Source organism: Fundicoccus ignavus (assembly GCF_009659375.1).
GTDB lineage: Bacteria > Bacillota > Bacilli > Lactobacillales > Aerococcaceae > Fundicoccus > Fundicoccus ignavus.
Genome location: NZ_WJQT01000011.1, coordinates 1 through 20,988 on the forward strand (window position 1 = coordinate 1; position 20,988 = coordinate 20,988).

Genomic DNA, 20,988 nt, shown 5'->3' on the forward strand with positions numbered 1-20,988 from the left:
CTTGAAAGTAACCGCCGAAGTACTGGAAAAGTGCGCTTTCAAATAGGCTCTCATTGGAATGGTACGCATTCGAGCGCTTCTGAGTAAACGGAATAAAATGTTTGACCCGATCCGTTAATCGAATGTTGTGAAAGAATTCTTTGATTAAGAGGAGACCGCCATCAACACTAATGTCGCCTCCTTGATTGGTGACGATAACTTGAGGATTGAATTGCGCTTTAATTTTCTGTATAGTAGACATATGAGAACTCCCTTTCTAGTATGTTGTGGTTAACATTAGTATACAGGGGGTCTCTTTTTTTGCACCTATTTGGTGCAAAACTAATTAAATTGAACTGTTTATTTAATAAGCTTTATGACAGTTAGTGTTGGTTAAGTGAATAATCCAGGTTATAGTAATTGTTTCAATTCAATTTCTGGATATTTATCTTTAAACCAGTTTTCTGCAAAAGTATTCTCAAATAAAAATACTGGATTATCAAAGCGGTCACGCGTTAACAAGTTTCGGCTTGATGACATCTTTGGATTTAAATCTTTAGGATCAATCCAACGCGCAATCTTAGAGCCCATTGGCGTCATAACCACTTCAGCATTGTATTCATGTAATAAGCGGTACTGGAATACCTCAAATTGTAATTGTCCTACCGCACCTACAATGTATTCTTCAGTATGGTAAGTTTTATACATTTGAATAGCACCTTCTTGTACTAACTGCTCAATTCCCTTATGGAATGATTTTTGCTTCATGACATTTTTCGGTGTCACTCGCATAAATAGTTCAGGTGTAAATTGTGGCAGTGGTTTAAATTGTACGGATTTATTCCCTGAATAAATCGTATCACCAATTTGTAAGTTGCCTGTATCGTATAAACCGATAATATCTCCAGCAATGGCATCTTGAACTTCTTCGCGAGCATCTGCCATAAATTGTGTCGTATGTGCCATACGTAATGTTTTACCAGTACGGTTTAACGTTACAGACATGCCTTTTTCGAAATTTCCTGAACATACTCTAACAAAAGCAATGCGGTCACGATGAGCAGGATTCATATTTGCTTGAATTTTAAAGATAAAACCTGTAAAGCGCGGATCTTCTGGTTCAATTACCACTTCGTCCATTGCTTCCGTTTCTGACGGAGCGGGTGCTAAGTCCACAAAAGCATCAAAGAATGTTTGAACACCAAATCCTGTTAAAGCTGAACCAAAGAAAACTGGTGTTAATTTACCAGCATCAATCGCTTCTCGATCGAACTCGTTACCTGCTTCATGTAATAACGTTGCATCTTCAATCGCTTGACTATAAATAGAAGATGACTTAAAAGAATGTTCTCCTTCAGCTTCTCCATCCTCATCCAATGGAATGTAAGCTTCTGTTTCATCACTTTCTTCGTTTAGACGTAATTCTACACGTTTATTATATAAGTCATATAAACCTAATAAGTTTTTCCCCATACCCATTGGCCAGTTCATTGGATAGGCTTGGATGCCTAAAACATCCTCTAACTCAGCCACTAATTCTAATGGTTCACGACCATCACGGTCTAACTTATTCATGAAAGTAAAGATGGGAATCCCTCGCATACTACAAACTTCAAATAACTTTTTAGTTTGTGGTTCAATCCCTTTACCAGAGTCCACTACCATGACAGCTGCATCCACAGCCATCAATGTACGATACGTATCTTCTGAGAAATCCTCATGTCCAGGTGTATCCAGAATATTAACTTGGAAGCCATCATAGTCTACTTGCATCACAGAACTTGTTACGGAAATCCCACGTTGCTTTTCAATTTCCATCCAGTCTGATTTCGCAAATTTATTCGATTTCTTACCTTTGGCCTTAACAGTTCCTGCTTCACGTATTGCCCCACTAAACAAAAGCAATTGTTCAGTAATTGTCGTCTTACCCGCATCCGGGTGAGAGATAATCGCAAAAGTGCGGCGTTTCTTTACTTCTTTTGCTAACTTTTCACTCATTAAATTCACCATACTCACTCTCTATTAAAAATTATCATTACTCAAAAAAGTCGAACAACACCTAAGTATTGTTCGCTTTAGAATTCAACTCATTAATTACTGCCTTTAACACGTTTAAAATCAACTAATTTGTTATTTAAATCTAAATCTTCAATATCAAAAGCTGCTTCTGATTGTTTTTCATTCGCAATCACATCTTGAATTAATTTTTCCAACTCGCGTTTTTCGCTTTCACTCAAGTTATTCTCTGGCGAAGCTTGACTTGGTTCATCACTCATTGACACTTCATCAAAATATCCATCTTCTTCATAAGCATCAACTTGTAGCAGTAATCGCTCAATTTGATTTTCTGGGTAAATTTCATCAAAGTCTGTTTTCTTCAACATATCTTGATAATTAGCTAAGATATCCAACATTTCTTGTTTCATTTCTTTCAATGAATCTTTTAAATGGCTACCATTCCCAACTAATTCACGGCTATTGTAAGCAAACTCCTCTTTGAATTGAATAACTTGCTCTGTTGTACGCTCTTTGATTTTGCTTGCCTCATTTGTTGCTTCTTCAACAATTGTATTACCTGTCACACGCGCATCAAGCACACCATCTTTTAGCGCTTGTTCAATTCCCTCGAAATAAGATACTTTCTCTTCTAACGCTTGAATCTTGTTCATTGACTCGCTTATCTCACTTTCAAGTGACTTAATGCGAGCTTCCTTTTCCTCGACTAACTTCATCACTTGACTGCGATTATACCCTAGTAAACTTAATGATACTTCTCCGATTTCAGCCATAAATCCACCTTCTCCGGCCACTCTATCTAAATATATAATGTGCCTACTTTTTCTCTTATTCAACAATCATAACAAAAATCACAAAATATAGCATTAATTATTTTGAAAAACTGCAGTTAATTGGCAGTAAATGAGTTGTTCAGTTTAAATAACGTTTCTAGAATATGGTTTGCGATTAATTAATTGACAACATCGGTTGAGTTAAATAGGCTACTAGTAAGTCATAAGTAGCATCTATTGATTTGATATGTGTACGCTCATAAGCATGGCTCGCATCAATACCAGCACCAATCAACGCATGTCGTACATCTGCTCCTGCCTTCATTGCCGCCGAAGCATCGCTACTATAAAATGGATAAATATCGACTTGATAGGCGATTGAGCCATTCTCACATAAATCTACTAAATGATTACGTAATTGTAAATTATAAGGACCTGAGCCGTCTTTTGCACAAATTGATACAGTATATTCATCAGAAGTTTGATCATCACCTAAAGCACCCATATCGACTGCCAAATATTCGACAACTTCTGCAGGGATATTTGAGTTTCCTCCATAACCAATTTCTTCGTTATTCGAAATATAGAAGTGTGTCGTATGAGCTAACGCCACTTCCCCTGTCTTAACGCGTTCAATTATTTCTAATAACAAGGCAACACTAACTTTATCGTCTAAATGTCTTGATTTAATATATCCAGTTTCTGTGATTTGAACACTTGGATCGAAACTAATAAAGTCCCCCACTGAAATACCTAATTCAGCTACGTCTTGCGGATTATGTACCTCGTGATCTAAACGTACTTCCATGTTATCTTGATTGCGTTCCCCATTACGCGCTTCCTTATAAACATGAACGCTTGTTTGATGCATTAAAATCGTCCCATCAAAGTCTTTACCTGAACGACTTCCATAAATTTTACAATAATTCCCATCAATTGAATTATAGCTAAAGCCTCCAATTAAATCGATTTTTAAACGACCGTCTGGCTTTATCGCTCTAACCATTGCTCCTAAAGTATCCACATGAGCTGTAACATAGCGTTGTTCTTGAGTGTTGTTCCCAGCAAGACTTACAAGTAATCCGCCTTTTGGAGTCATTTGATACTCTATACCTTGAGCAGTTAAGTGATCCGAAATTTTCTTCATAATAATTTGTGTAAATCCTGTTGGTGATGGTGTATTCGTTAAGTCAGCAATTCTTTCTAAACGTTGTCTAGCTTCTTGAGTCAATTGGAATTCTGTCATGATAAATCCTTCTTTCAGAAATTTATTTACATCGATTAACATAAAATGTAAGATAGTTTCATCATACTGATTTATGGGAGGAGTTTCAAATGTTAAAATTCGAATGGTTCGAGGGTACACACTCTCCCGAATATCGAGATGCATTAAGCATCCGTGAAAAAGTTTTTATTAAAGAACAGAATGTTGATGTAGCGTTAGAAATCGACGGCGAAGATGATCAGCGTTGGCATATTGTGGGGTACTTAAATGAGCAACCTGTTGCTACATCTCGTGTTTATTTTATTAAACCGAATGTTTTAAAGATTCAACGAGTAGCTGTTTCGAAAGCTGTTCGAGGTCAACACATCGGTTTACAACTCATGCAGAATGTTGAAAAATGGGCAATCGAGCAAGGCGCCAAAGAATTAATCTTATCAGCACAAGATACTGTGATTCCCTTTTATGAAAAACTAGGCTTTAACATTGCCAACGAAGTCGGTTACATGGATGCTAACATTCTCCATCACGACATGGCTAAATCATTAAAACCAAAATCAAATTCCTTTAATGAAGTCTTTTAGTTTATTTCAGGCTTCATTTACTAAGGTAGCCTAATAATACTTTTTCCGATTTTCGGCCCCTAGTTTTTGGAGCGAAGGGTTTTCAGTGGGACTTCGGAACGTCGCTCAGATAGCGAGGTGCTTTTCGGGGTACTTTAGCACATCACACATTAACTAGTTTTTCAAAGCAGTATAACAGAGAGATCATCGCTACTAGTTGAAACGACTGCTCTAATTATGTGCAAAATGCAGTATACGGATTCCAGTTGATTGAGCTGAAAAGCCCGAACATCAGCAAATTTTCGAAAGCAAGCACAGCCTTGGATAAACAATAAGCTGGGCGTAGTACAAAACATAGTAAATCAACGCTAATCTTATAACCATCTATAATGCAAAAAGACTGTTACCACACATAATGCGTAGTAACAGTCTTTTATTTCAATAGTTAAACTTTAAATCATTCAAAATCCTAATAAGTTAACTGCTCTAAAAATAATGAAGCAATCGAGAAGTAGATTAATACCGAAGTTAAGTCACTCAACGTCGAAATAAAAGGTCCACTGGCGACCGCTGGATCAAAGCCGAGACGTGTCATTAATTTAGGGATTAAAGCACCAGCTAAGTTCGCAACAATAATTGCTGCTGCCATTGCAATACCAATCACAAAACCTAAGATAAAGTTTTGCTTCCATAATCCAGCGACAACAGCTATCGTTGCCCCTACAATAATTGCTGTAAAAACACCTGTCAACAATTCAAATGTTAAGGAATTAAAGAAATTATCCTCCTCCGATTTATTAGCTAATTTTCTAACCGCAACCGCTAAAGACTGAGTTCCCGCATTCCCTGCTGTCCCCGTAATTAACGTTACAAATGATGAAAGTACACTAGCTGTCGCAATGACTTCTTCGTACTGACTAATTAATGATGCTGTTCCTAAACCTAGGAATAACAAAGTAATCAACCAAGGTAATCTACTTTTGGCAGCACCAAATGGCGTTTCATGTTCTTCATTAACATTAACCGCTGCTAAACCAGAGTAGTCACTATCTGCTTCTTCTTGAATAACGTCAATAATATCATCGACCGTAATAATTCCTAATAATTCCTGATCAAACCCTACTACAGGCAGTGCTAATAAATTGTAATCCATAACCATTTTAGCTACTTCTTCTTGGTCATCATTCACTTGAACCGCGATAACACGCGTATTCATAATATCACGAATCAATTTAGAATCTTCATTCAAGATTAAATCTCTCAGCGAGATTACACCCACTAAACGTTTATTATCATCCACTACATAGACATAATAAATCGTTTCTGCCGAGCTTGCCACATTTTTCAAATGTTGGTAAGCACTTTTTAAATCTTCGCCTTCTTGAACTGAAACAAACTCAGTAGTCATAATTGAACCAGCAGTATCGTCTAAATAATTAATCAATTGACTAATTTCACGAGCACTCGCTGGTTTCATTAAATGCATATAAATATTCACGCGTTCACGGTCACTTAAATTATTTAAGATATCCACCGCATTATCCGCATACATGTCACCTAAAACTGCTGCTGCATAAGTATTATTCATCTCTTCAAAATAAACATCCATATACTCGTGCTGTTCAGTTTCCACCGAATCAAATACATTTGCTAATTCAGAGGGTGATAAATACTGATAAACCTTTTCGCGATATTCTTCTTCAAAAGCCAAAAATATTTTAGCTTGGTCATAAGAGTGTAATGCTAAATATTCAGTTCTGAATCGCGTCATTCGATTACCTTTTAATAATTTTTGTAAAATTTCAATGTTCTCTTCAAAAGAACGTTCAAAAACCTCCATGTTTGAACCTCCTAATTATTTCATTCACTCTAATAGTTTATCATGCTCGATTCAAATTTATCCACTCTTGCATATCAGAGGGTAAAGATTGTTTGATGACAAGTTCTTCACCCGTAAATGGTTGCTTAAACCTCAATTCGCCACAATGAAGTGCTTGTCGCATCAATGGCTCTGTCATTATCCCACCATAAAGATCATCACCCACCAATGCTCCATCTAAATGTTGCATATGAACTCTAATTTGATGAGTCCGTCCTGTATGTAACTGTAACTTTAATAAACTACTATTCGTTAATGATTCCTCAAGCCAATATTCAGTCATCGCTTGCTTTCCAGACTCATGAACCCTACGCGTAATAATCGAGTCTTCATCTCTCGCTATCGGTGCATCGATCAACCCATGCTCTAGCCAATCAGCTCGCGAGCTGATGGCATAATATATTTTGATAATTTTACGGGCTTGAATTTGACGGTCTAATAAAGCGTGAGCCAAGCGATGTTTCGCAATCAGCATTAAACCCGAAGTGTCTCGGTCTAGTCGTGTAACGATATGAATAACTTGGTCCGCATATTGTTTCTCCATATAATAGCCACGAATTCTATTCGCCATTGAGCTGCTCGGATTCTTGATGGATGGAATAGAAACGACGTCCACAGGCTTATTAACAACCAACAAGTCCCGATCTTCATAAACTACCTCGATTCCATCATAAGCAGGTATTACGGTATCATAACCTTGTTCATTGGCTGTCACTAAAGAGACTGCATCTCCCGCTTTTATATCTTTTCTTACCGTCACTTCTTGACCATTTAACTGAATACTACCTGAGAATTTTACCCACGATATAAATGAACGCGGAATATCTAACTCTTTTAAAAACGATTTGATTGTACTTGGCTTGTCAGCCGAATAATTCCAAATAAACTCCAACGATTTTCCTGTCTTTCTATTACTGTATTTCTAAATATTCTTGTAGAAAAGCCTCTATTTCTAACATAGTGCTTTCATGATTGACTTTACTACCCGCCTTCGCATTTTCTACAATAAATGCATGAGGCACTGTCTCAACGTTATATAATTGCATTGCTGAGGCAAACGTTGCATCTTCAGCGTGTTCTTTTGTATTGTAATAATAAATTTCAATCCCCATCTCACTTGCGAGTTGGTTTATTTTAGGAGTAAACACTTTACAGAATGGACATTCATTAAAGCCTAAATAGACAATCGCTGGCTTTTCATTAGTTGAAACCAACAATTCTGCATAGTCTTTCTCCGTTTCTATGTTATTAATTTGACTATAAGTGTCAGCCGTTTCGGTCTCACCAGTATAGATATCAATCATATCTAACTCAGAATAGCGTTCTTTTTTTTCAGTTTCATCCATGGTTAGTAATTGTGTGCCTTCATCAAAGTTCACCGCTTGGTCAACTAATTCAACTGATTCTTCACTTGCCACTGCTTCAGATGAACTTGCTTCTTGAGTAGAAGTTTCTTGATTACATGCAACCAATAATAACAATGCGCTCGATAAACCTAAAAATTTTATCCAGTTTTTCATTAAGATATACTCCTATCATGTCTCAGATTCTTTATTTTAAATAATTCATGCTACCGCTTGGTTGCCCTTGAAGGCGTCCTTGCTTACGACCAATAAATGAATTTTCCACTCGATCCCAGAAATGCATATGTCTAAAACTAGCAAAGCGAATTCTTTCAGCTGCTAGTTGTAACCTAATCATTTTGACTGGCATATGGTTGAAGCTCATATTATCAATTGAAATGCTTCGGTCATCCTCTTCATCAGTTAAATGTAAAACAAACCACTCGTCCCGAGGAATTATCATCGAAGAACTTAATGTTCGATACACTCGATTGTTAACAGATGCCATTTCTGTCAATTGAATGGCATCAAGGCGTGGATGAATAACCGCTCCACCTAATGCCTTATTTAAGCCAGTAGAACCTGTGGGTGTTGAAATACAAATTCCATCTCCTCTAAATGTTTCAAAGAAATGTTCCTTAATATATACTTCGCAGACCATCGTGCCTTTGAACGAGCGCACTGAAAACTCATTAAGCGCAAGATCGTTTTTAGTCGAATTATCTGTTAAAGTCATTTCAACTTTTAAGAGTGGATAACTCACTGATTCACCTTTTGACTGCCTAATCCCTTCAATGACTTCATCAAGTTCAAAATTTTGCCAATCGGCATAAAAACCTAAATGCCCTGTATGAATTCCAATAAAACGCGTTGAATTGACATAATGTTTAAATTCATGAAAAGCAGATAAAAGAGTCCCATCTCCTCCGATGGAGATAATGAAGTCCGGTGCCTCATTTTCATCTACAATTCTTATATCAGTCGCTTTTATTTTAGTAATTAATTCTTCTTTTAATTTAAGAGATTGAGGGTTATTGTTTGAATAAATCAAAACATTTTTTTCCATTAGCTCACTCCTTGTTGCACGTAAACGGCCGCCTATCTTCTCTAGCGTCGATCAAATATTTGAATCGCTTCACGTATTTCTTCTCTAATCTCTGACATCTCTTCGTCTAACAGGAAAGCAGCTTCAGATGCTCTTTCTAAACGTTTCAAGATTACTTCAGGATATTCTCCACTATATTTATAATTCAATGAATGTTCAATGGTCGCCCAAAAATTCATTGCTAACGTACGTATTTGAACTTCAACAATCACTGAAACTTCTCCTGAAGCACGCTGTACAGGGTATTCTAACACCATATGGTAAGAACGATACCCGCTTGGCTTACGATGTTGAATATAATCTCTAATCAGAATTACTTTAAAATCTTTACGATTCATGAGTAAATTTGCTACTTCATAGATATCTTCTACAAATTGACACATGATGCGAATGCCTGCAATATCTTGAACACCGTCTAATATAGCTTCAGGCGCAATATTTCGCACATGCATTTTCTCAAGAATACTCTCTTTTGTTTTGGTTCGCCCTGTTACAAACTCAATCGGAGCATGCCGATTTAAGGCATGATATTCTTTTCGAATATTTTTTAGTTTCAACTTCAATTCTTCAACGGCCTGTTGGTAAGGCGCTAAAAATAAATCCCAATCTTCTATAAAATCATCTGCTAACATCTACATCACCTCAACTGTAAAATGACTTCTATAAATTACATACAGACCCATTTTAGCATACTTTATTTTATAATTATGTACTTCAGACAAAATATGATAAGCTAAAGTGAATTCAATTTCATATTTTAAATAAGAAAAGGTAGGTAAAGTCCCATGGCTTTCGAATTAGAACAAGAATTAAAGGTTTTACTAACCGAAGATCAATTCAAACAACTACTCCTACATTGGCAGCTTGATAATCAGCAACCTAATATAAAACAGCACAACACCTATTATGACACGACAGACTCAGCCTTAAAAGAAATTGATGCTGCTTTACGTCTACGCAACTTTGAAACGAGTAGTGTTTGGACGATTAAACATCGTCAAAATGAATTTCAATCCCATGAATACCATCAGACTAATCCGACTACTTTAATCCCTAAACACAACATTGAAGTTGGGGCTATTTATGATGAACAACTGTTACGTTTTCTCTCGCAAAACGCAATCAAAATAGAAGACCTTAAGCAAACTTATGATATCAAAACTAGCCGTTGGTTAATCCCAGTCAGTTTTGGTGAATTTGCTTTAGATCACAGTGTCTATTCGAATGCTGAAGACTACGAATTAGAGTTAGAAACGACTCAGTTAATTGAAGCTACTACTGAATTTAAACATTTTATCGAACAATTTGGCATTCAAATGAAACAAGCAGAAACCAAATTAAGCCGCGCTTCAAAATATTATAAGCTTAGTTACTAATAGCGTATTTTTGAATAAGTCATTTCGATAGAATAAGTATAGATTATTTGCTATTATGTTAGTGAGGTATACGACATGTACGAAGGAGGGATACAAGATGTTACCTAGTTATCAAGTTGAATATCAGGTAAATGGCATCCCAAGATTATTTGAATTTTATTTATTCGTTAATCCGTTAGGTCGAAAAAGTTACTATGCAGAACAAGAGTTAAATCTTGCAGTTGAAAGAATTGCTGCTAAAGTTGACGTTCATATTCTGACATTTCATAATCAAAAAATAGTCACAGAATTTATGGAGCACATGGGAGCTCCATCCAACGACTTACAAACCCGTAATCAAATTTATCGAACTGTTTATCAAGCGTCGTTAGCATATAAGGCAGCTTCGATGCAAGGCAAGCGTAAAGGACGTATTTTTCTAATGAAAATGCAACAACAAATCCAAAGTGATTTTGACTTATTCACTAAAGAGTTCATTCTAGATTTAGTTGCGGATGTTGGCTTAGATGTTGATATTTTTAAAGAAGATTACAAATCAGATTTCGTCAGAAAACTCTACTTAAACGACCAAAAAATTGCAGTCGATATGCAAGTTGAACATACACCCTCTCTTGTTATTTTTGAAAATAACATCGATGGTTTTGTGCTTGACGGCCCAATTACACAACAAAATATTCTGAGTCAATTAGATGATGTTATGGAAGAGTATTGCTTGGAGCATAACACGGACCATAAACCGCATTTGGCTATTTTGCGCAAACATTGAAGATAATATTCAATTAATTCGGGACATTAATACCGGCTTTTACATATCAAATAAACCCCTTGCAGTCATACTAAGCTGCAAGGGGTTTTTAGGTATTATTCTATTCTTCTACTACGCCATCTTCACCGATAACTGGGGCATTTTCCCACGCTGGTTTATCTCCATTGTTCGTTGTATCGTATAATGCTTGCGCTACTTCTACAGTTTGGTAGTAAGCTGCAATTTGTAAATATAAAGGATTATCCACATTGTCGCCTTTAGCCACAATAACATTACGGTAAGCTTCACTTAATTCTTCAGGATGGTCAGCATCAACAAAAATTGTATCCTCAGTCAATGATAAGCCTGCATCTGTCGCAAAGTTTAAGTTAATAAACGCTGCTGCAACATCTGGTAAGATGATTGGTAATTGCGCAGCATCTAATTCTTGAAATTCAAGATTTTTGGGGTTATCTGTAATATCATCTAGTGTTGGTAAATAGCCTGCTTCATCGTCTACTTCAATTAGTCCAGCAATTTCCAATCCAAGAATTGCACGTCCACCATTTGTTGGGTCATTTGGAATTGCAATTGTAGCTCCATCTTCTAACTCATCAAAAGACGTTAATTTTTCAGAGTATGCCCCCATAGGTGAAACAAAGGTAAAACCTACTGGAGATAAATCTTCTTCATTTGCCTCATTCCAATTTTCTAAGAAAGCAACATGTTGGAAGGCGTTTAAATCGATTGACCCATCAGCTAAAGCAATATTCGGTTGAACATAATCATTAAATAAAATCAATTCAACTTCAATACCATCAGCTGCAGCTTTATCTACAACCACTTGCCAGACATCTTCTGCTGGACCTGAAACAATCCCAACGGTTACTTTTTCTCCATCGAATTCTCCTTGAGCTGCAACTGTGCTTGAACTTGCGGCACCTACTAATAAGCTAGCTGCTAAACCTACGACACTTAAACCTTTTAACCATTTTTTCATAATACTTTCTCCTTTTCTAAATAAATCTATACAACTAAACGACAAAAAAATCCCGTCCTACAAAAAGGACGAGAGTCAAATTCTCGTGGTACCACCTTACTTTATTATGCCATCACTAACATAACCTCATCCAGTACGCATTGAATAAACACTGTTATACTGGGGCATTTTAACGGTTGCATCCGTTCATCCTTATTGACTTGCATTCAGAATGACTGCTCAGTGGCCATTTTCTATTTACGCCAAATACTCACTTCCACCAAGCATGAGTTCTCTATAAAATGTTATAAATATACTTTTCACGTCTTCGCATTTAATATTTATACCTAGTATAATAGATTCATTTTAATAATGCAAGCTTTTTTTAATTTGTTTTTCATTTTAAACCCAATTATGATACACTATTTTTATTAATTTATTTCAGAAAGGACCTTATCCAATGAATTATCACTCTATTAATCAACATGTTAAAGCTGCACCTGAAAATGAAATCCGTACATTTAACGACCGAATTAGTCACATCGAAGGTCTAATTGCCTTTAATATCGGCGAACCAGACTTCCCTACACCAGAAAATATTAAAGAAGCTGCCATTGCATCTATTCAAGCTAACCAAAGTTTCTATTCTCATTCTAGAGGTGTTCTTGAGTTAAGAGAAGAAATCAGTCACTATTTAAAGCGAAAGTATCTATTAGATTATTCAGCAGAAGATGAAATCATTGTTACTGCTGGTGCTACTGAAGCCTTATATCTGGCACTGATTGGCCTAATCAATCCAAGCGATCAAATTTTAGTCGTTGACCCTAGTTATGTGATTTATCAAACTCAAATAGTTCTTGCCGGCGGCGAGACTGTTCCAATTGACGTTTCAAAATCTGATTTTAAACTAACGCCAGATCAGCTAGAAAAGGCAATCTTGGAGAATAGTAACGTTAAAGCACTCGTTTTTAATTTCCCCACCAACCCTACAGGTGTTACCTATTCAGCTGAAGAAATCAAAGAGTTAGCAGCAATTATTAAAAAGCATCAAATATTTGTGATTGCGGATGAAGTTTATTCAGAATTTTCATACGAATCTAGCCACACTTCAATTGCAAGCTTTATTCCAGATCAAACACTACTCGTTAATGGTGCATCTAAATCACACGCAATGACAGGTTGGCGGTCTGCCTTTTTAGCTGGACCAGCAGAATTATTAAATGCTTTTTATCCCTTACATCAAGCAGTTGTTACTTCACCAACTACTCAAGTTCAATATGCCAGTATTGAAGCCTATAGTCCACGTAGTGACGCCGCTATTCAAATGATGAAACAATCTTATCAGGAGCGAAGAGATTTATTATTTGCTGGGATGGAAGCGTTAGGTTTTGAGTCTGTTTTAGCAGCTGGGGCCTTTTACTTATTTACTAAAGTTCCCTCATGGTTTAACGGCAGTGATGTCGATTTCTGTGTGGCTTTAGCTGAAAAAGTCCAAGTAGCGACGACTCCAGGTTCAGTTTTCGGTCAAGCAGGACAAGGTTATTTCAGAACGAGCTATGTATCGAGTACAGAAAATTTGAAAATTTATTTAGAACGCTTAGCTCAATTTAAAGATTTATACCAATAAATTTTAAATTATGATACCGCCTAGCTGGTTTCCTCAAGCTATACTAACAAAAATGCTGCATGGAAATTGAACTAGTTATAAATCTATTATCACTCATGACAAATCATTAATTTGATATCACCTTACAGGTGATACTTCCCTTTTAATGTTTAAACTCGGCTTCTGAGTTTGATGTTTGAAGCCCTCAACGTTCAAACTCAAACCGCGAGTTTGAACATTGAATTAGATTTTGGCTGATTTAACTACTCTATCTGACGAAAAACGAGACTCAAATATCATTAAGCCAGCGAAAACTTATAATTCCATATACTATCAGAAAACCTCGGATGAGTACGAGAACATTTAATTTCGTTTAGCAGTCTTAACTTGATAATGCATCATCACTTTTGTTGGAATACTTAATGTAGATCAGCGACTTGCTTTCCAAAGCGGTATAAAGGGCAATCCATCGCTACTAATAGAATAGCTTGCTCTGACTTTGAGCATAGCGAATTAGACAGAACCTAGCCGATTGAGCTGGAAAAGCACTAACTTCAGTGAGGCTTTGAAGGCGACCACCGCCTTGGAAAACAATAAGCTAAGCGAATTACAACGCTTGGTAAATCAACATAAAACTTATAAAACCTTATATGACAAAAAAAGCGTGTCTTGCCAAACGTTTGGCAAGACACGCTTTTTTTCTTGTTTATTATTAATTATTGTTAAATTGACTTTGGTATAAGTCGTAGTAGAAACCTTTTTGTTCTAAAAGTGTTTCATGGTTACCTTGTTCAATAATTTGTCCATTATCCATCACTAAGATTTTATCAGCTTCCTGAATAGTAGATAAACGATGGGCAATCACAAAACTTGTACGACCTTCCATTAAGCGGCTCATTGCTTTCTGAATGAGTTGCTCTAGACGAGTATCAACCGAACTAGTCGCTTCGTCAAGAATTAGAATTTTTGGATCTGATAATAAGGCGCGTGCTATTGTCAGTAACTGCTTTTGCCCCAATGATATATTAGATGATTCTTGGTTCATCTTCATATCATAGCCACCTGGCAAAGTGCGAATAAAATGATCCACATTAGCAGCTTTAGCAGCTTCAACAATTTCATCATCTGTTGCGTCCAACTTACCAAAGCGTAGGTTTTCTTTAATACTACCTTCGAATAACCAAGCATCTTGTAAAACCATTCCAAATTGAGATCTCAGTTCTTTTCTTGATAAATCTCGAATATCAATTCCATCAACCTTAATTGCGCCTTTTGTAACATCATAGAAACGCATTAATAAGTTAATCATCGTTGTTTTACCAGCACCAGTTGGCCCTACAATCGCAACCATTTCACCAGGTTTTACTTCGACATTGAAATCGCGGATTAATGGCTTATTCTCAACATATTGGAAAGAGACATTCTCAAAGGTTACATGACCTGCTACTTCCTTATCAAAGCTAGCAGATACTTGATTAGGCTCTTCTTCTTGATCTAACACTTCATAGATACGATTAATTGCCGCACTAGCACTTTGGAGTGGTCCAGACAATTGAGAAATTAACTGAATCGGTTGACTAACTTGGTTAACATATTGCGTGAATGCTTGTAAATTACCTAGCGTCAAACGCCCAGCAATTGTTAACGCTCCACCTACGAGCACTACAAGCAAGTAAGTAATGTGTGACACAACACTTACTAAAGGCATCATCATCCCTGATAAGAAACTAGCCTTAAATCCAACTGTTTGTAAGTCTTCCGTGATTTTTTGGAAGTCTTTACTTGATTGTTGTTCACGACTATACAATTTGATGACGTTAAACCCAGTAAAACTTTCTTGAACAAAACCATTTAAACGTCCCAAAGCATCAGCTTGAGCTTTAAAATGTGGTTGTGATAATTTTACGACATAACGGGCTACCAAATAGGAAACCGGCATACTTATGAGGATTATTATAGCTAATTTCCAATTTAACCACAGCATCATAGCTGAAACAAACACAATCGAAAGAATCGCATTAACAATTTGCAGCAAACTTTGTTGTAGAGCGTTCGAAACAGACTCCACATCGCTTGTAATGCGTCCTAAAATATTCCCAAATTGATTACGGTCATAATAAGAAACAGGGATCAAATTTATTTTATGAATAATATCATTTCTCAAATCTCGAACCATATTTTGGACGGCGATTGTAATAAAGTAGTTTGAGCCGAATGTCGTAAATTGATTGACTAAACCACGCAATGTATACAACACTAGAACCCAGAAAATATAGTCATAATTTATCCCAGCACCTTCGACTCCTCTAGCCATCTCTATTAAGTTACTACTTAATTCAGTAATTGCTAAACCTAACATAAAGGGTTCAATAACAGTCATTGCAACCGAAAGAAACACCATGAAAAATGATAAGAATAGCGATCCTTTATAGTGACGTAAATAACGCCAAATTTTTGTAATTACATTATTTGTTTTCATTTTCGTCACCTCCTATTCTCCTAACGAAGCATTTTTAATTTGTGATTCTGCAATTGCACGATAAATCTCATTGTTTGCCAGTAGTTCATCATGCGTACCATGCCCTACCATTTCACCTTTATCTAATACAATGATTTGATCAGCATTCATAATCGATGTGACACGTTGCGCAACAATCACAGTTGTGGCTTCGGTCGTAATTTCTTTCAAACGTCGACGTAATTCTGCATCAGTCTTATAATCAAGCGCTGAGAAACTATCATCAAACACATAAATGTCCGGTTTCTTAACTAAAGCACGAGCAATTGATAACCTTTGTTTTTGACCACCCGATAAGTTACTACCACCCTCTGCTAAAAATGAATGATAACGCTCTTGTGTTTTCTCAACAAAGTCTTTTGCTTGAGCGACATCTGTTGCACGCTCCAGTTCTTTGTCAGTCGCATGATATTTACCATAACGTAAATTGTCTCCAATTGTTCCAGTAAACAACAAAGCTTTTTGTGGAATAAACCCAACCTTTTGACGTAAGGCATTCAAATTATACTTACGAACATCCACACCATCTACCAGAATTCTTCCGATTGTCACATCGAAGAAACGCGGAATTAATTGAACTAAAGTTGATTTACCGCTTCCTGTACTACCGATAAATGCAATAATTTCACCAGGTTTAGTTTTAAAACTAATATTATGCAAAACAGGATTCTCTGTTTCACCTGGATAAGCAAATGTCACATTATCAAACTCTAAATAACCTCGTGTTTCAGTTTCTGTAATGCCATCTAGATTAGGTTCGATTGAAATAGGCATATCCATTATTTCCTCTAAACGTTTAGCTGAAACTGACATTCTTGGATACATCATAAACATATTCGAGAACATTAAAAATGAATATAAAGCATGAAAAACATACTCAATAAAAGCAACTAAATTCCCAACCTGTAATTCGCCAGCTTCAATTGGCTTCAAGGCAAACCAGAAAATTAAAACAATCATCCAAATAATTATATGGAAGAATGCTGGCGACGCCACTCCCATTAACTTGAATAAACGACCAGAAATTGAAGCATAATCTTCAACTTCATTCTTAAAGCGATCCTCTTGAAATTTTTCTCTTGTAAAAGCACGAATCACTCGCAACCCCATTAAATTCTCACGTGCATACTGGTTAATGTTATCTAAAGATGTTTGTTGCACTTCAGACAATGGTCTTGATTTTTTTGCAATAAAATAAATGACAAACGCTAAAATTGGTAGAGCAGCTAACATAAACCAAGCTAATGACGGGGACGTTAGAATAATCATAATAATACTACCAATAAACATCATTGGTGAAATAACACCTAAACGCAATGACATTTCAGCAAATTGCATTAGTACAAAGGCATCATTAGTAATTCTCGTTACTAATGAAGAAACACCTATTTGTTCATACTCATGATGTGAAAACAATTGTACTTTATCATATAAATCATTTCTCATATCCTTTATCATCAGTGTTGTCAATTTACTTGCGACATAACTTAACATAATGCGCCCTGCTGCTCCCGCTACAATAACAGCCAACATTAACGCACCTAAACGATAAAGCAGTTGAGTATCTTCAGGTATAATAGCCTTATCAATAATATACGCAAAGATAGTAGGTAAACCTAAGTTGATTAAAACAGAAGACATTCCCATCACAAAATCAATCACAATATACTTAGGGTATCTTTTTAAATAAGTCCAAATATAATTCATTACTTACCTCCTTATTAATTAAATAGATAAAGAGCACTATAAGTGCTCCAGAAAATTCCAAAGATTAGTCTAACAGTATCTTTAAGCATAAGTCAAGCAAGAACATATTGGTAAAGAGTAACTATCTTTCAGCATCCCATTCTGCGTAGAACTGCTCCAAATACCCCACTAAATATGCATGGCGCCCCTCTGCTATCTGACGTCCACTTTCAGTATTCATCAAATCTTTTAACTTAAAAAGTTTTTCATAAAAATGCAAGATGGCCGTATCTTTACCATTACGATACTCCTCCAAAGACATGTTTTCTCGTGGTTTCAAATCCGGATCGTGGATTGGACGTCCTTTATAACCAGAATAATAGATTGTGCGCGCAATACCAATCGCTCCAATTGCATCAAGTCGATCAGCATCTTGAACAACAAAACCTTCAATAGTAGATAAAGGTGCTTGTTGCCCTCCTTTAAATGACATATGACAAATAATCGAGAGTATAGAAGCTTGTTCTTCAGTCGCAACAGATTGTTCAGTCATAAATTGTTTAACGGCTTCTACCGCTTCTACTTCATCCTCAACTAATTTATCATCGATAACGTCATGTAACAAAGCTGCCATCACACAAATAAACATATTGGCTGTTTTTTCAAGTCGGGCTAATTTGATTGTATTACTTACCACTCGATGGATATGCCACCAATCATGACCACTAGTATCATCTTTTAACTGTTCAAACACATAGTTTTTTGTTGCTTCCACAATGTATATTTCATTTTGGTTCAACTCATTTATTTGATTAATATCTTCCATAGTTTCCCCCATTTCGGTTATATCTACACCAGTTTAACAGAGTTGATGAAAAAGTGACATTATCAATATCAGCTTTTTAATTTTATTCAAATCATATCTCAACAAGCAAACTTTGGTTATATCCAAAGTAATATAATCTTAGTTTAAATTTTTTTTACTTAATTAATTATCATGATTTTAGTTGAACTACTATGCGTAGCCTGCCATAGAGTTTTACCATTGCAGTACATTTAATAGGCAATTAATGAAGCTAATTTGACTATGATCGAAGGAAATTAAACAATTTCTCGTCGATTGAGATACAAAATAACCTGCCTCACCGAGTCATTTAAAGCGACTAGCGCCTTGGAAAATAATTGCGATGACCGAAATAAAATCTATTCATTCAAAGCTAAATTTATACTCTCTTATAAAATATGAGAGCTTTGAATCATGTCTCAGTTTCAATAACTCGAGCACGATAGGTAGTAAATCGTGTCCTAGTTTTAAGAACTCAAACACGATTATTACAGAAAAGCTTTGAATCATGTCTCAATTTCAATAACTCGAGCACGATAGGTAGCGAATCGTGTTCCAGTTTTAAGAACTCAAACACGATTATTACAGAAAAGCTTTGAATCATGTCTCAGTTTCAATAACTCGAGCACGATAGGTAGCGTATCGTGTCCCAGTTTTAAGAACTCAAACACGATTATTACAGAAAAGCTTTGAATCATGTCTCAGTTTCAATAACTCGAGCACGATAGGTAGTAAATCGTGTTCCAGTTTTAAGAACTCGAACATGATTAAAAAAATATCCTCCAAATTTTTTTGTCTGCAACTTTTAAATTTCATTCAGTATTTTTAACTTGATAATATAGCTTCAGTTTGGTTGAAATGCCATCATAGCTCAGTAATTGTTTTCAAAAGCGGTGCAAATTTCAATCGACGAGCTTGCTCTGACTACGAGCAAAGCGAATACTAAGTCTGGTAAATCAACATAAAACTTATCATCCCTTACAAAAGAAAAAACCCCTACAGATGTAGGGATTTCAAAGTTAGATTTATGCTAATGCTTGTTTAGCTTGTTCAGCTAAAGCAGTGAATGCTGCTGCATCGTTTACTGCTAAATCAGCTAACATTTTACGGTTAACTTCGATACCAGCTTTTTTCAAACCGTTCATTAAAACGCTGTAGCTTAAGCCGTTCATACGAGCTGCTGCGTTAATACGTGTAATCCATAAACGACGGAAATCACGTTTTTTCTGACGACGGTCACGGTAAGCGTAAGTATATGATTTCATAACTTGTTGCTTAGCCATCTTGAAGCTAATGCTCTTAGCTCCGTAATAACCTTTTGCTAATTTAATTGTACGTTTACGACGTTGACGCGTAACGTATCCACCTTTAACACGTGCCATGATTTATTCCTCCTTGAAATCCTTGTTCGATTATAGTGCTGCGATTTGTTGTTTAATACGTTTGAAGTCCCCAGCGCTAACTGTAGTAGCATGACGCAATTGACGACGTTGTTTTTTAGTTTTACCGTGGAAACGGTGACTTGTAAACGCTCTAGAACGTTTTAATTTACCAGAACCAGTTTTCTTAACACGTTTAGCTAGTCCACGGTGAGTTTTTTGTTTTGGCATGATAATTCCTCCTGTTGATAGCCGCTTCATTCAAATGAAACAGTGTGACATTATTGATGCTTATTCAGCGTCTTTTGATGCGATTGGCGCAAGCAAGATAAACATGCTGCGTCCTTCCATTTTTGGCCTTACTTCGACCGTTGAAAGATCTTTCGTATCGTCGATAAAGTCCTCAAGTACATCTTTACCTAATCCTTTATGAGTAATTGCACGACCTCTAAAACGAATGCTCGCTTTAACTTTGTCGCCACTCTCTAAGAATTTAATTGCTTGTCGCAATTTTGTTTGATAATCATGATCATCAATGGTTGGACTTAAACGTACTTCTTTTACAGAAACAATTTTTTGAGCTTTACGTTGCTCTTTTTCTTTTTTCTGCATTTCATAACGATACTTTCCATAATCCATGATTTTTGCAACGGGTGGTTTGGCATTAGGTGACATAAGTACTAAATCTAATCCGAAAGATTCCGCAATGGTTAGGGCGTCACTTAGAGATTTCACTCCAATTTGCTCGCCATCTCCACTAATTACACGCAATTCACGTGCACGGATGTCTTCGTTAATTATTAATTCCTTAACGATAGATTTCCACCTCCATAATTTTATGATCTAACAAATAGAATTTAGGCAAAATAAAAAGGCCAGTTTATTAAAAATAAACTCGCCGTAACTACATAAACATATACACATACACATAAATTAGTATGTTAAAAATGTTTATTTGCCAAGCAATTCATCACT

At 36.1% G+C, this 20,988-nt stretch carries 20 protein-coding genes and 1 other annotated feature; of the genes, 4 read left to right on the forward strand and 16 right to left on the reverse strand.

Annotated features, from left to right (window positions below; genetic code table 11):
* From GF867_RS08245 to GF867_RS08260, 4 genes are all read right to left on the reverse strand, one after another.
* The coding region (locus tag GF867_RS08245; RefSeq protein ID WP_172973989.1) for a transposase at positions 1-241 on the reverse strand (241 nt) is incomplete at its 3' end.
* Positions 242-390: 149 nt separating this feature from the next.
* Positions 391-1,977 (reverse strand): peptide chain release factor 3, encoded by a 1,587-nt coding sequence (locus GF867_RS08250; RefSeq protein ID WP_153832633.1) that lies wholly within the window; start codon positions 1,975-1,977, stop codon positions 391-393.
* Between the two features lie 92 nt (positions 1,978-2,069).
* Positions 2,070-2,768: a DivIVA domain-containing protein gene (locus GF867_RS08255; protein WP_153832634.1), complete on the reverse strand. Its 699-nt coding sequence runs from the start codon at positions 2,766-2,768 to the stop codon at positions 2,070-2,072.
* A gap of 175 nt (positions 2,769-2,943) precedes the next feature.
* Positions 2,944-4,014: a M42 family metallopeptidase gene (locus GF867_RS08260; protein WP_153832635.1), complete on the reverse strand. Its 1,071-nt coding sequence runs from the start codon at positions 4,012-4,014 to the stop codon at positions 2,944-2,946.
* Positions 4,015-4,103: 89 nt separating this feature from the next.
* Here GF867_RS08260 and GF867_RS08265 point away from each other — a divergent pair, with 89 nt between their 5' ends.
* Entirely contained in the window at positions 4,104-4,574 is a 471-nt protein-coding gene (locus tag GF867_RS08265; RefSeq protein WP_153832636.1) for a GNAT family N-acetyltransferase, read from the forward strand.
* Between the two features lie 448 nt (positions 4,575-5,022).
* On the opposite strand, the gene mgtE is transcribed toward GF867_RS08265, so the two are convergent.
* The 5 genes from mgtE to GF867_RS08290 are packed head-to-tail and all read right to left on the reverse strand — an operon-like array spanning position 5,023 to position 9,512.
* Entirely contained in the window at positions 5,023-6,393 is a 1,371-nt protein-coding gene (gene mgtE / locus GF867_RS08270) for a magnesium transporter (protein WP_153832637.1), read from the reverse strand.
* Between the two features lie 40 nt (positions 6,394-6,433).
* Positions 6,434-7,324 carry an RluA family pseudouridine synthase gene (locus GF867_RS08275; RefSeq protein ID WP_153832638.1) on the reverse strand — a complete coding sequence of 297 codons (891 nt, stop codon included), beginning with the start codon at positions 7,322-7,324 and terminating at the stop codon, positions 6,434-6,436.
* Positions 7,325-7,343: 19 nt separating this feature from the next.
* Positions 7,344-7,952: a TlpA family protein disulfide reductase gene (locus GF867_RS08280; RefSeq protein WP_153832639.1), complete on the reverse strand. Its 609-nt coding sequence runs from the start codon at positions 7,950-7,952 to the stop codon at positions 7,344-7,346.
* A 31-nt stretch (positions 7,953-7,983) separates the two neighbouring features.
* Positions 7,984-8,841, reverse strand: a complete 858-nt coding sequence (locus tag GF867_RS08285) for an NAD kinase (protein WP_153832640.1) — start codon at positions 8,839-8,841, stop codon at positions 7,984-7,986.
* 41 nt (positions 8,842-8,882) lie between these two features.
* The gene (locus GF867_RS08290; protein ID WP_153832641.1) at positions 8,883-9,512 is read right to left on the reverse strand and encodes a GTP pyrophosphokinase; all 630 of its coding nucleotides are present in this window, start codon (positions 9,510-9,512) and stop codon (positions 8,883-8,885) included.
* 153 nt (positions 9,513-9,665) lie between these two features.
* On the opposite strand from GF867_RS08290, the gene GF867_RS08295 reads away from it, so the two are divergent.
* Positions 9,666-10,256 (forward strand): CYTH domain-containing protein, encoded by a 591-nt coding sequence (locus tag GF867_RS08295; RefSeq protein ID WP_153832642.1) that lies wholly within the window; start codon positions 9,666-9,668, stop codon positions 10,254-10,256.
* Positions 10,257-10,353: 97 nt separating this feature from the next.
* The gene (locus GF867_RS08300) at positions 10,354-11,022 is read left to right on the forward strand and encodes a DsbA family protein (RefSeq protein WP_172973990.1); all 669 of its coding nucleotides are present in this window, start codon (positions 10,354-10,356) and stop codon (positions 11,020-11,022) included.
* A gap of 100 nt (positions 11,023-11,122) precedes the next feature.
* On the opposite strand, the gene GF867_RS08305 is transcribed toward GF867_RS08300, so the two are convergent.
* The gene (locus GF867_RS08305) at positions 11,123-12,001 is read right to left on the reverse strand and encodes a MetQ/NlpA family ABC transporter substrate-binding protein (protein WP_153832644.1); all 879 of its coding nucleotides are present in this window, start codon (positions 11,999-12,001) and stop codon (positions 11,123-11,125) included.
* A 61-nt stretch (positions 12,002-12,062) separates the two neighbouring features.
* Positions 12,063-12,318: a binding site (T-box leader), on the reverse strand.
* A gap of 122 nt (positions 12,319-12,440) precedes the next feature.
* On the opposite strand from GF867_RS08305, the gene GF867_RS08310 reads away from it, so the two are divergent.
* On the forward strand, positions 12,441-13,607 hold the full coding sequence (locus tag GF867_RS08310; protein ID WP_153832645.1) for an aminotransferase class I/II-fold pyridoxal phosphate-dependent enzyme: 1,167 nt from the start codon (positions 12,441-12,443) through the stop codon (positions 13,605-13,607).
* Positions 13,608-14,298: 691 nt separating this feature from the next.
* Here GF867_RS08310 and GF867_RS08315 read toward each other — a convergent pair.
* The 6 genes from GF867_RS08315 to infC all read right to left on the reverse strand — a co-directional run bounded on the left by GF867_RS08315 (position 14,299) and on the right by infC (position 20,814).
* The gene (locus GF867_RS08315) at positions 14,299-16,065 is read right to left on the reverse strand and encodes an ABC transporter ATP-binding protein (protein WP_153832646.1); all 1,767 of its coding nucleotides are present in this window, start codon (positions 16,063-16,065) and stop codon (positions 14,299-14,301) included.
* 12 nt (positions 16,066-16,077) lie between these two features.
* Entirely contained in the window at positions 16,078-17,811 is a 1,734-nt protein-coding gene (locus tag GF867_RS08320; RefSeq protein WP_153832647.1) for an ABC transporter ATP-binding protein, read from the reverse strand.
* A 121-nt stretch (positions 17,812-17,932) separates the two neighbouring features.
* Positions 17,933-18,616, reverse strand: a complete 684-nt coding sequence (locus tag GF867_RS08325; protein ID WP_153832648.1) for an HD domain-containing protein — start codon at positions 18,614-18,616, stop codon at positions 17,933-17,935.
* 1,043 nt (positions 18,617-19,659) lie between these two features.
* Positions 19,660-20,016, reverse strand: a complete 357-nt coding sequence (rplT, locus tag GF867_RS08330) for a 50S ribosomal protein L20 (RefSeq protein ID WP_153832649.1) — start codon at positions 20,014-20,016, stop codon at positions 19,660-19,662.
* Positions 20,017-20,046: 30 nt separating this feature from the next.
* Positions 20,047-20,244, reverse strand: coding sequence for a 50S ribosomal protein L35 (rpmI, locus tag GF867_RS08335; protein WP_153832650.1), 198 nt, complete (start codon positions 20,242-20,244; stop codon positions 20,047-20,049).
* A gap of 60 nt (positions 20,245-20,304) precedes the next feature.
* Positions 20,305-20,814 carry a translation initiation factor IF-3 gene (infC, locus tag GF867_RS08340; RefSeq protein ID WP_311453749.1) on the reverse strand — a complete coding sequence of 170 codons (510 nt, stop codon included), beginning with the start codon at positions 20,812-20,814 and terminating at the stop codon, positions 20,305-20,307.
* Between the last annotated feature and the right edge of the window lie 174 nt (positions 20,815-20,988).